Raw genomic sequence first — 11507 nt, forward strand, 5'->3', positions numbered from 1 at the left:
TGGGCCCCGGCTCTGCAGCGCACCGCTGAAGAAGCGCTGCGCTGCGTCCGGGGCACGAGACCTTGCGATAAACTCGCACCTTCCGATTTCATTGAGGAGACGCTAGGTTCCCCGCCAACCAAAAGGAGGGAACGACCAAGATGATTTCAGGGCTGATTCGAAACCTGCGTGCCGTCGGCGTGGCCGCGCTGTGCCTTGCCGCCGCATCCGCGGCCCAGGCCGACACGTATCCGAGCCGCAACATCACGCTGGTGCTGCCATTCGCGGCCGGCAGCGGCACCGACACCACGACGCGGCTGATCTCGCAGCACCTGTCGCAGGCGCTCGGCGTCGGCATCGTCATCGAGAACAAGGCCGGCGCCAACGGCATGCTTGCCGCAAGCTATGTCGCGAAGGCCGCCCCCGACGGCTACACGCTGCTGGTGACCACCAACACGACGCATTCGGCCAATCCCTATCTGCTCAAGAGCCTCACTTACGATCCGGTCAAGGACTTCACGCCGATCGCACGCACCGGCGACCTGCCCTTCATGCTGGTGGTCAACCCGGAAGTGCCGGCGAAAACCGTCGCCGAGCTCGTCGCCTACGGCAAGGCCAATCCGGGCAAGCTGAGCTACGCCTCGGGCTCGTCCTCGGCGATCGTGTCGGGTGCGACCTTTGCGCACAATGCCGGCCTCGATCTGCTGCACGTGCCCTACAAGAGCTCGCCGCCGGCGCTCAACGACGTCATGGGCGGCCGTGTCTCGATGATGTTCGTCGACATCCTGACCGGCCTTCCCCACGTCAACGGCAACGCGCTGCGCGCGCTCGCCGTCACCACCAAGGAGCGCTCGCCGCTGGTGCCGCATCTGCCCTCGATGCAGGAAGCCGGCGTGCCTGATTTCGACATCTCGTCATGGCAGGGCTATTTCGGCCCGGCCGGCCTGCCCAAGGAGATCGTGACGCGGCTCAATTCCGAGATCAGGAAGATCATCGAGAAGCCGGAGATCAAGGCGCAGCTCGCCACCCTCGGCATGGACGCGTTTTCGGGCACGCCGGAGCAGCTCGGCACCTTCGTGAACGAGCAGCTGGTGCTGTGGGAGAAGCTGATCACCAACGCCAAGATCGAGAAGCAGTGAGGTCTCGTGTCCCGGACGCGGCGCGGCGCGAAGCGGTGCGACGCGTCCGGGGCACGGGATTGTCGTAGGTCATCGCGAATAAAAAAGGTGGGCACGACGCTTCCGCGTCTTTGCCCACCTCGCGAATTTCGTGCGTATGGTTTTATGCCGCGCGCACCTTGGCGAGGAAGCCGTCCACCGCGCTGCGCAGCGCGCCGGACTGGGTGTCCAGCTCGCGGGCATTGGTGAGCACGTCGCCTGCCGCCGTGCCGGTCGCTTCCGCGGCCGAGGTGACGCTGCCGATATGGGCGTTGATCTCGCTCGAGCCGGCCGCGACCGACTGAATGTTACGAGCGATCTCGCGCGTCGCCTCGCCCTGCTGCTCGATCGAGGAAGAAATGCCGGCCGTGATCTCGCTCATCTCCGCGATGGTCTGCGTGATGCCGCCGATGGCCGCCACCGCATCGCTGGTCGAGGTCTGCATCGCCGCGACCTGTGCGGAGATTTCCTCGGTCGCCTTGGCGGTCTGGTTCGCCAGCGCCTTGACCTCGGAGGCGACGACGGCAAAGCCGCGGCCGGACTCGCCGGCGCGGGCCGCCTCGATGGTGGCGTTGAGCGCGAGCAGGTTGGTCTGCGCCGCGATCGAGTGGATCAGCTTGACGACTTCGCCGATCTTCTCGGCGCCGGTGGAGAGCTCCTGAACGGTGGCATTGGTGCGCTCGGCGTCATTGACCGCGCGGCTCGCCACTTCCGTCGACCGCGTGACCTGGCGGGAGATTTCCGCAACCGAACTCGACAGCTCTTCGGCGGCCGCCGCAACCGTGCCGACATTGCCGGAGGCCTTTTGCGAGGCCGCGCCGACCGTTGCGGCACGCGAGGAGGCATCGCTCGCGGTCGCGGTCATCGACTGCGCCGTGGTCTGCATGCCGGCCGCGGCCGAAGAGACCGAGCGGACGATGCCGTTGACGCTGCGCTCGAAGTCGTTGGCGATATCCTCCATCGCGCTGCGACGTTCTGCCGCGACGCGTTCCTTGGCATCGGCCTCGGTCTTCTCGAGGTCGCGGATGCGGACCGCGTTGTCCTTGAAGATCTGCACCGTGGCGGCCATCGCGCCGACCTCGTCGCCGCGGCCGACGCCGGGAATGTCGCCGTCGAGCTTGCCGTCGGCGAGGTCCTTCATGCGGCCGCCGAGCAGTGCCAGCGGACGGCTGATGCCGCGGCCGATCAGCCAGGCCACGCCGCCGGCAACAATGAAGATGCCGAGCATGGCAAGGCCGAGCAGCCAGTAGACCGGACCCATCTTGGCGTCGATGTCGTCGAGATAGGCGCCGGTGCCGAGATACATGTCGAAGCCGGGGATCGCCACTGCGTAGCCGATCTTGCGGATCGGCGTCGGCTGACCGGGCTTGACATATTCATAGTACAGCAGGATCGACCCATTGGCCTTGACGCCGTCCATCAGTTCGACCGACAGCTTGCGGCCGTTGGTCACGACGTCCATGCGGTTGGTGCCGATCTGCTTGGGATCGGGCGCAAGCTGCGTGATGCCGTCATAGGACGTGCCGAACAGATAGCCCGAGCCGTTGTCGTAAGTCATCGAATTGCCGTAGCGTCGAAGCTCGGCCATGGCCGCGTCCTTCGTCAGCTCGCCGGCATCGACGCGCTTCTTCAGGGCAGCGGCGTAGTTGCGCGCCAACTCGACGATGGCCTTGGCCTGGTCGATGCGCGCATTCACCATCTCGCGCTTCATCAGATAGCCGGCGAGGACACCGGAGACGCACAGGCCGAACAAGGTGACGCCGACAAGGATGCCCAGCTTGGGGGCGATCTTCAGATTGCTCAACTTCACGGGATGGCTCCGGCAAATAGGGATACGGGCACGCGAACAGATCGATCAAAATCGAATCAAGTTTTAGGGGGAGATGCCTTAGCAAGTTACTTACGGGCCTCCGTAGTAGCCCGGACGCCGCCGCCAAAATCGGCAATTTATCTCTCGCTCAACAACCGGGAATTGTACGATATCGTCTCGATTTCGCGTAAAAGACGAAAAGGCCTGCCCGTGAAGGCGGGTCACAACAAGAACCGACAAACCAAATCGGGGAACGAAAAATGCCGAAATACAGGGTGGTGACGCCGAAGGGCGCGAGCTTTACGGTCGCGGGCAGCGACTATTCCTTTGAGCGCGAGGCGCTCGATCCGATCGACGCCGAGATCGTCGAGGCGCCCGCCGACGAGGCCGGGTTCATCGCAGCCGCGAAAGACGCCGACGCGATCTACGCCAAGGGCATCCCCATCACCAAGACCATCATCGACAGCCTGCAGAGCTGCAAGGTCATCACGCTGGGCTCGGTCGGCGTCGACAGCGTCGACGTCAAGGCCGCCACCGCCCGTGGAATTCCGGTGACCAACATTCCCGACACCTTCATCGAGGAGGTCGCCGACCATGCCATGATGCTGCTGCTCGCAGGCTTCCGCCGCCTGGTCGAGCAGGATCGCATGGTGCGCGACGGCCGCTGGGCCGAGGGCCGGCCGGCTCTGCTCAAGATCCCCAGGCTGATGGGCCAGACGCTCGGCTTCATCTCGTTCGGGCGCGTCGCGCGTGCAGTTGCGAAGCGCGCCGCCCCCTTCGGCCTGCGCATGATGGCCTACGACCCCTTCATCCAGGAAACGCTGATGTACGACCACGGCGTGATCCCGTCGACGCTGAACGAGGTGCTGTCGCAATCCGACTTCGTCTCGATGCATGCCCCCGCAAGGCCTGAGGTGCATCACATGCTGACCGAGAAGCACTTCCGGCAAATGAAGAAGGGCTCGATCTTCATCAACACCGGGCGCGGCGCCACCGTGGACGAGGAGAGCCTGATCAAGGCGCTGCAGGAGGGCTGGATCGCGCATGCCGCCCTCGACGTCCTCGAGAAGGAACCGCCCTCCCACAACAATCCCTTGCTCGGCATGGAGAACGTGACCCTGACCGCCCACGTCGCCTCGGCCTCGGCACGGTTTGACGAAGCGCGCAAGCGCCGGGTGGGCTACGAATTGTCACTGGTGCTGCAGGGCATGTGGCCGGTAAGCTGCGTCAATCCGTCGGTGCTGCAGAACACCATGCTCCGTCGCTGGCAACCCGTCAGCATGGATCGCGGGCCGAACAGCTAGGCGGCCGGCGCACAAGCGCCCTACGACCGGAACGACCCTTCACCGGCGATCAACGCCGGGAAGGGAACATATAGGGAGGTACTGATGAGGAACGACATCACACGTCGTGATGCCTTGGCGCTGGGCCTGTCCGCTGCAACGCTCGCTGCCACCGGTGCTGCGGCGCAAACAACACCATCGACGATCAAGGCCGCCGCCGTGGCGGCACCCAAGCGCGAGATCGAGAAGGGCGCATCCCTGCGCATGCTGCGCCCGGTGCGCTTCGTCCAGGCCGACGAAGACGTGTTCCGCGCCAATGCGGCAAAGTTCACCAAGGAGACGGGGGTCGAGGTCAAGGTCGACTTCGTCGGCTGGGAGGACATCAACCAGCAGACTGCGGTGACCGCCAATTCGGGCGCCGGTCCCGACATCATCATCGGCTTCTCCGATGCACCGCACATCTACATCGACAAGCTGATCGAGCTGACCGACGTCGCCGATTACATCGGCAAGCGCTATGGCGGCTGGCTGCCGCTGGCGCAGCGCTACGGCAAGAAGAACAAGAGCGATGCCTGGATCGGAATTCCGTTCGGCGCCACTGCGGGGCCGCTGATCTACCGCAAGTCGATCCTGCAATCGGTCGGCTTCGACAAGGTGCCCGAAGACCATGCCGGAATCCTCGACCTCTGTCAGAAGCTGCACAAGGCCGGCAAGCCGGCCGGCTTCGCGCTCGGCAACGCCAAGGGCGACGGCAACGGCTTCGCCAACTGGGCGCTGTGGTCGCACAACGCGTCCCTGCTCGACGAGGAAGGCAACGTCGTCATCAACAGCAAGGAGACGATCGCCGCGCTGAACTGGGTCAAGCAGATCTATCCGACCTTCATCGCCGGCACGCCGTCATGGAATGACGTCAGCAACAACCGCGCCTACTCCTCGCAGGAGATCTCGCTGACCGCCAACGGCGTCTCGCTGTATTTCTCGCTCAAGAACGACCCGGCGACCAAGGCGATCGCCGAGGACAGCGAGCATCAGCTGCTGCCGAAGGGCCTCGCCAAAGTCTCGCCGATGGCGGGCCTGACGCTGAACGCCATGGTGTTCAAGCACAGCCAGTACCCCAACGCGGCAAAGGCCTTCCTGCAATTCATGCTGGAGAACGATCAGTACGAGCCCTGGCTCAACGCCAATTCCGGCTATTGGTCGCAGCCGCTGGCCGCCTATGCCGAGGCAGCCGTCTGGAAAGGCGACCCCAAGGTCTCCATCTTCAAGGACACGATGAAGAGCACATATTACGACGGTTACAAGGGCCCGATCTCCACGGCGACGGGTGCCGTCAGCGCAGACTACGTGCTGATTCAGATGTGCGCCTCCGTTGCGACCGGCGCCGCAACCCCCGAGGCCGCGGCCGCGGAGGCAGAGCAGCGCTGCAAGCGGTACTTCCGGCGGCAGCGATAACGATCGTCATTGCGAGCGAAGCGAAGCAATCCAGAAATCCTTCCGCGGATGCAGTCTGGATTGCTTCGTCGCACCAGCGCAAAATTGCTTCGCAATCTTGTCGCGGGCTCCCCGCAATGACGGCGTGGTGACGTTCAACAACAGGACAACAGACTAATGTCCGTGACCACCCTCTCCTCCCCCGCCCTGACTCACCGGCAGCCGAACTGGCTGGTGCGGCTGTTCGACTACAAGCCGTTCCTGATCGCGATGTGCCTTGCGCCCGCGATCGGGCTGCTCCTGGTGTTCCTGACCTATCCGCTCGGCCTCGGCATCTGGCTCGCCTTCACCGACACCACGATCGGCCGGCGCGGCATCTATGTCGGCTTCGAGAACTTCCAGTATCTGCTCACCGATCCCTTGTGGTGGAACGCGGTGTTCTACAGCGTGGTCTATACGGGAATCGCGACCTTCGGAAAGTTCGCGCTCGGCTTCTGGCTCGCGCTGCTGCTCAACAACCATTTTCCATTCAAGAGCCTGTTGCGTGCGATCATCCTTTTGCCCTGGATCGTGCCGACCGTGCTTTCGGCGCTCGCGTTCTGGTGGATCTACGATCCGCAATTCTCGATCATCTCCTACCTCCTGGTCGACGTCCTGCATTGGCGTTCGAGCAATATCGACTTTCTCGGCTCGGCCTGGCCAGCGCGCCTCTCGCTGATCGCCGCCAACGTCTGGCGCGGCATTCCGTTCGTCGCGATCTCGCTGCTCGCGGGCCTGCAGACCATCTCGCCCTCGCTCTACGAGGCCGCGATGCTCGACGGCGCCAGCGCCTGGCAGCGCTTCCGCTACATCACCTTCCCGATGATGATGCCGATCCTCGCCATCGTCATGACCTTCTCGATCATCTTCACCTTCACCGACTTCCAGCTCGTCTACGCCATCACGCGCGGCGGTCCCGTGAACTCGACGCACCTGCTGGCGACGCTCGCGTTCCAGCGCGGCATCGCCGGCGGCGAGCTCGGCGAAGGCGCCGCGATCGCGGTGTCCATGATCCCGTTCCTGGTGTTCGCGACGCTGTTCTCCTATTTCGGCCTGGCGCGCCGCAAATGGCAGCAGGGAGAGGCCAATGACTGACACCGTCGCGCAAACCGCAGCTGTCGCCGACGCGAAAGCGGCACCGGACACCATGGCCTGGGATTCCGGTCTGCGGCGGCTGATGATGATCTACCTGCCGCTCGGCTGCTTCGTGCTGATCCTGCTGTTTCCGTTCTACTGGATGGCGATCACGTCGTTCAAGCCGAACGCGGAGCTGTTGAACTACAAGGACCATAATCCCTTCTGGATCTCCTCGCCGACGCTCGCCCACATCAAACATCTGCTGTTCGACACCGCCTATCCGCGCTGGCTGTGGACGACGATGACGGTGGCGATCGGCTCGACCACGCTGTCCCTGATCGCCTCGACGCTCGCGGCCTACGCCATCGAGCGCCTGCGCTTCCGCGGCAGTCCCTATGTGGGCCTCGGCATCTACCTCGCCTATCTCGTGCCGCCCTCGATCCTGTTCATCCCGCTCGCCACCGTGGTGGTGCAGTTCGGCCTGTTCGATTCGCCGCTCGCCCTGATCCTGGTCTACCCGACCTTCCTGGTGCCGTTCTGCACCTGGCTCCTGATCGGCTATTTCAAGTCGATCCCCTACGAGCTCGAGGAATGCGCGCTGGTCGACGGCGCGACGCGCCTGCAGATCCTGCGGCGGATCACGCTGCCGCTGGCAGTGCCCGGGCTGATCTCGGCCGGCATCTTCTCCTTCACGCTGTCGTGGAACGAGTTCATCTACGCGCTCGCCTTCATCCAGAGCGGCGCCAACAAGACGGTGCCGGTCGCGATCCTGACCGAGCTCATCACCGGCGACGTCTACCAATGGGGCGCGCTGATGGCGGGATCGCTGCTCGGCTCGCTGCCGGTTGCGGTCTTCTATTCGCTGTTCGTGGACTACTACGTGTCCTCGCTGACCGGCGCGGTGAAGGAGTAGCAGCTTCCGCGAGACCGCGAAGGTTCGTGCAATCGTGATAGATCGCTGACCTGTTTCGCTCGATCTTACCACGCAGACGGCGGGGGTCGCCCCTTGACGTCGTCCTTGATCGCACGAGATCGCGAGATCAGCATGGCATCGCCACGAACCAACCAGCTCTCAAGACGCGGCTTTTGCCTGTGCTGCGTCGGCGGCGCGGCGCTCGCCGCTACCGGCGGATGGCTCACCCCGAAGCAGGCCTACGCGGAAGCGCGCGGTATCGTCAGCCTGATCAAGGACAGCGCGGCGACGTCGCCGATCAAAACCTACAAGTTGCGCAACAACATCAGCGTGCTCGAAGGATCCGGCGGCAACATCGCCGTGCTCACGGGACCTGATGGCAAGCTGCTGGTGGACGGAGGCATCGGCGTCTCGCGCCCACAGCTCAGCAAGGCACTGACAGAACTCGGCAACGAGCCGATCGCGCATCTCATCAACACGCACTGGCACTTCGACCATGCCGACGGCAATGAATGGCTGCATGCGGCCGGCGCGAAAATCATCGCCCACGAGAACACCCGCAAGCATCTCTCCAGCATTCAGCGGGTCGAAGACTGGGACTACAATTTCCTGCCTCCGGCGGCGAAGGCAGTCCCGACGGAGGTTTTCGCCAAGGAACATCATCTCAAGGTCAACGGCGCATCCATCGCGCTGAAATATAGCGGTCCGGCTCATACCGACGGCGACATCTCGGTCATGTTTGCCGAGGCCAACATTCTTCACGCCGGTGACACCTACTGGAACAACATCTACCCCTTCATCGACCATTCGACCGGCGGCAGCATCGGCGGCATGATCGCGGCCTGCGACGCCAATCTTGCGGCCGCCAACAACGACACCATCATCATCACCGGTCACGGCAAGCCCGTCAGCAACAAGGCCGAGCTGCAGGAATTCCGCGACATGCTGGCCGCCATCAGGGACAATGTCGGCAATCTCAAGAAGCAGGGAAAGACGCGCGACGAAGCCGTTGCTGCCAAGCCCACTGCCAAGTTCGACGCGAGGTGGGGACAATTTCTTATCGACCCCGGTTTCTTCACCAGACTGGTCTACGAGACCGCGTGAGAGGCCGCGCACGGTAGGGGAATAGCCTGAGCCTGCGGCCTTTCGCCCAGCTTCACAAAACTGCAATAGGCCATCCGCATAAGGCGTGCGTCCGCCAACAGGAGACGCACATGCGCGCGACTTTTCTCACGACCGTCGCAACGATCATTCTCTCCGCGAGCCCCGCGCTCGCGCAGAGCGAAGGTGAATTCCCGGCCAGGCTCGCCGGCCACGTTGTGATGCCGGCCGCTACGTTCATCGATGCGCCGGCCGATGCCCCCGCCGATCTCAGGACTTCCGGCAAGTACACCACCGGCAAGCGCGTCGATGCGCCCGGCACTGTGATGGGCAAGTCGTATGAGCGCGCGACCGGCGTGTCGCTGCCGTTCAAGGGCCAGCCGCTGCAGGGCCATTCCGGCATCAAGCACATGCCCGACGGAAGCTTCTGGGTCATCACCGACAACGGCATGGGCGCGCGCGCCAACTCGCCGGACTCGATGCTGTACCTCAACCGCTACAAGATGGATTGGGCCGGCGGCAAGATCGAGCGGCTGGAGACCATCTTCCTGCACGATCCCGACAAGAAGGTCCCCTTCCGCATCGTGCATGAGGACACCGAGAGGCGCTACCTCACCGGATCCGACTTCGACACCGAAGGTTTTCAGATCATCGGCGACGTCTTCTGGATCGGCGACGAGTTCGGCCCCTACATCCTGAAGGCCGACAAATCCGGCAAGATCCTCGGTGTGTTCGAGACCGTCGCCGACGGCAAGCCGGTGCGCTCGCCCGACAATTGGGCCGTGGCGACGCCAGGCGCGCCGGGTGCGACCTACACCAACGTCAATCTCCGCCGCTCCAAGGGCTATGAGGGCTTTGCATCGTCGAAGGACGGCAAGTTCCTCTACGGCCTGCTCGAAGGACCGCTGTGGGACGCCGAGAAGAAGGACTGGGAGAAGGTCGACGGCAAGGAAGCCTCCCGCATCCTCGAGTTCGACGTCGCCGCGGAAAAGTTCACCGGCCGCTACTGGCAGTATGTGTTCGAGCAGAACGGCAACGCCATCGGCGACTTCAACATGATCGACCAGGCCTCCGGCCTGATCATCGAGCGCGACAACGGCGAAGGCACCGCCGACAAGGCCTGCCCGCAAGGCACCCGCGGCGAGAACTGCTTCCCTGACATCGCCAAGTTCAAGCGCATCTACAAGATCGAGCTCACAGACGCCAATGTCGGCAAGCCCGTGCGCAAGATCGGCTATATCGACCTCATGAAGATCAGGGATCCCGACAAGAAGGCGCGGAAGCCGCTCAACGACGGCGTCTACACCTTCCCGTTCTTCACCATCGAGAACGTCGATCGGGTCGACGACACCCACATCATCGTCGGCAACGACAACAATCTGCCGTTCTCGTCCAGCCGCGATCCCAACAAGGCCGACGACGACGAGTTCATGCTGCTCGAAGTCGCCGACTTCCTGAAGGCGAAGTAGGCGGTCGCCGTCTCCTCTCCCGCTTCGCGCGGGGGAGGAGCCCCGGTCACCGCCCGAAGATCACCGGGATGTTGATGGGAACCGTTGCATATGTGATCTCGGGCGGCATTGCCGGAAATGGTTGAGCCTGCCGCATCATCGCCGCGGCCTGGGCATCGAGCGCCGCAACGCCCGAGGATCCGCTGACGCGGCTGGACAGGACCTGGCCACCGCGGCCGAGCGTGAAGCTCAACCTGACAACGCCCTTCTGACCGTTGGCGCCTGCCGGATACTGGTGAAAGCGCATCAGATGCGCGCGGACGCGCTGGTAGTACGTCGCCATCGCAGAAGCGACCGCGCCGGCGCTCACGGCAGATGCCAGCGGAGCCTGGCGCTCCGCACGCGGCGGCGCGCTGGTGCGGGGAGCCGGCGGCGCCTCCGACGGCTTCCTTGCATCGGGGCGCACCACCTTGGGCTTCGCAGGCGCCGGCTTCGCCACGGGCTCCACTTTGGCAAACTCGGGCTTCGGCGGACTTGGCTCGGGCTTCTGCTCCGGCGGCGCCACGACGTCCGGCTTCTCCTGCGGCGGCGTTGACGGAATCATCTCCTCCGCGACCTGTTGCTGCAGCACCGGCTCGGGCGGCGATGCATCCGCCTGCTGCATCACCGGTCCCGGCGCGATATCCAGCGGCATCGCCTGCGGCGCGGACGTCTCCGGCGTCATGTCGATGAGGATCGCCGGCATGCTGACGCCCTGCTCCGGCACCGGCTTCAGCCAGTTCATCGCGAGCAGCGCGGCGGCAAGATGCAGCGCCACGATGATCGCTGCCGACAAGGCCCAGCGCGCAGTCTCCCGCTCGCCAGGCGGCTCGTGCAGGGCAAAGGCGTTGGCGGCCATCAGCTGCGTCCGTCGAGGCCGACCAGCGCGACCTTGAGATAACCGGCATTGCGCAAGCTGTTCATCACCTCCATCAGGTCACCGTAGGAGACCGCCTTGTCGGCACGCAGGTAGATGCGCTCGTCCTTGCGGCTGTTGGTCGCCGCATCGAGCGCCGTGACGAGGCCATCGCGGGCCACCGTGTCCTCGCCGACGGCAACGGTGAGATCCGCCTTCACGGTCACGAAGGTCGGCTTGTCCGGCCGCGGCTGCGGCTCGGCCGCGGTCGCGGGCAGCTCGACGCCGATGTCGACGGTCGCGAGGGGTGCTGCCACCATGAAGATGATCAGCAGCACCAGCATCACGTCGATGAACGGCGTGACGTTGATCTC

10 protein-coding genes are annotated in these 11507 nt (G+C 64.2%); 7 read left to right on the forward strand and 3 right to left on the reverse strand.

The annotated features are described in order from the left end of the window. Window positions 1-140: 140 nt before the first annotated feature. Window positions 141-1118, forward strand: coding sequence for a tripartite tricarboxylate transporter substrate binding protein (locus Q0743_RS17460; RefSeq protein WP_298242757.1), 978 nt, complete (start codon window positions 141-143; stop codon window positions 1116-1118). 142 nt (window positions 1119-1260) lie between these two features. Here Q0743_RS17460 and Q0743_RS17465 read toward each other — a convergent pair whose 3' ends face one another. Next, window positions 1261-2946 carry a methyl-accepting chemotaxis protein gene (locus tag Q0743_RS17465; protein WP_298242758.1) on the reverse strand — a complete coding sequence of 562 codons (1686 nt, stop codon included), beginning with the start codon at window positions 2944-2946 and terminating at the stop codon, window positions 1261-1263. 260 nt (window positions 2947-3206) lie between these two features. On the opposite strand from Q0743_RS17465, the gene Q0743_RS17470 reads away from it, so the two are divergent. The 6 genes from Q0743_RS17470 to Q0743_RS17495 all read left to right on the forward strand — a co-directional run bounded on the left by Q0743_RS17470 (window position 3207) and on the right by Q0743_RS17495 (window position 10259). Beyond that, entirely contained in the window at window positions 3207-4250 is a 1044-nt protein-coding gene (locus tag Q0743_RS17470) for a C-terminal binding protein (protein ID WP_298242759.1), read from the forward strand. Window positions 4251-4334: 84 nt separating this feature from the next. Continuing rightward, the gene (locus tag Q0743_RS17475) at window positions 4335-5681 is read left to right on the forward strand and encodes an extracellular solute-binding protein (RefSeq protein ID WP_298242760.1); all 1347 of its coding nucleotides are present in this window, start codon (window positions 4335-4337) and stop codon (window positions 5679-5681) included. 156 nt (window positions 5682-5837) lie between these two features. Next, window positions 5838-6794: a carbohydrate ABC transporter permease gene (locus Q0743_RS17480; RefSeq protein ID WP_298242761.1), complete on the forward strand. Its 957-nt coding sequence runs from the start codon at window positions 5838-5840 to the stop codon at window positions 6792-6794. Next, window positions 6787-7689 carry a carbohydrate ABC transporter permease gene (locus tag Q0743_RS17485; protein ID WP_298242762.1) on the forward strand — a complete coding sequence of 301 codons (903 nt, stop codon included), beginning with the start codon at window positions 6787-6789 and terminating at the stop codon, window positions 7687-7689. Before Q0743_RS17480 ends, Q0743_RS17485 begins: the two co-directional genes overlap by 8 nt. A 132-nt stretch (window positions 7690-7821) precedes the next feature. After that, window positions 7822-8793 (forward strand): MBL fold metallo-hydrolase, encoded by a 972-nt coding sequence (locus tag Q0743_RS17490; RefSeq protein WP_298242763.1) that lies wholly within the window; start codon window positions 7822-7824, stop codon window positions 8791-8793. Window positions 8794-8903: 110 nt separating this feature from the next. Further along, on the forward strand, window positions 8904-10259 hold the full coding sequence (locus Q0743_RS17495; RefSeq protein WP_298242764.1) for an esterase-like activity of phytase family protein: 1356 nt from the start codon (window positions 8904-8906) through the stop codon (window positions 10257-10259). Window positions 10260-10305: 46 nt separating this feature from the next. On the opposite strand, the gene Q0743_RS17500 is transcribed toward Q0743_RS17495, so the two are convergent. Both Q0743_RS17500 and exbD read right to left on the reverse strand, forming a co-directional pair. Then, window positions 10306-11136: a TonB family protein gene (locus Q0743_RS17500; protein ID WP_298242765.1), complete on the reverse strand. Its 831-nt coding sequence runs from the start codon at window positions 11134-11136 to the stop codon at window positions 10306-10308. Further along, window positions 11136-11507: TonB system transport protein ExbD (exbD, locus tag Q0743_RS17505; protein ID WP_298242766.1), on the reverse strand; the 372-nt coding region annotated here is incomplete at its 5' end. The genes exbD and Q0743_RS17500, both read right to left, overlap by 1 nt.

It is taken from the genome of uncultured Bradyrhizobium sp., from assembly GCF_936943645.1.
Classification (GTDB): Bacteria; Pseudomonadota; Alphaproteobacteria; order Rhizobiales; family Xanthobacteraceae; genus Bradyrhizobium.

Excerpts from the sequence above, each read along its gene's own strand:
- Q0743_RS17460 (WP_298242757.1), top strand. The coding sequence starts at position 141 with ATGATTTCAGGGCTGATTCGAAACCTGCGTGCCGTCGGCGTGGCCGCG.
- Q0743_RS17470 (WP_298242759.1), top strand. The coding sequence starts at position 3,207 with ATGCCGAAATACAGGGTGGTGACGCCGAAGGGCGCGAGCTTTACGGTC.
- Q0743_RS17475 (WP_298242760.1), top strand. The coding sequence starts at position 4,335 with ATGAGGAACGACATCACACGTCGTGATGCCTTGGCGCTGGGCCTGTCC.
- Q0743_RS17480 (WP_298242761.1), top strand. The coding sequence starts at position 5,838 with ATGTCCGTGACCACCCTCTCCTCCCCCGCCCTGACTCACCGGCAGCCG.
- Q0743_RS17485 (WP_298242762.1), top strand. The coding sequence starts at position 6,787 with ATGACTGACACCGTCGCGCAAACCGCAGCTGTCGCCGACGCGAAAGCG.
- Q0743_RS17490 (WP_298242763.1), top strand. The coding sequence starts at position 7,822 with ATGGCATCGCCACGAACCAACCAGCTCTCAAGACGCGGCTTTTGCCTG.
- Q0743_RS17495 (WP_298242764.1), top strand. The coding sequence starts at position 8,904 with ATGCGCGCGACTTTTCTCACGACCGTCGCAACGATCATTCTCTCCGCG.
- Q0743_RS17500 (WP_298242765.1), bottom strand. The coding sequence starts at position 11,136 with ATGGCCGCCAACGCCTTTGCCCTGCACGAGCCGCCTGGCGAGCGGGAG.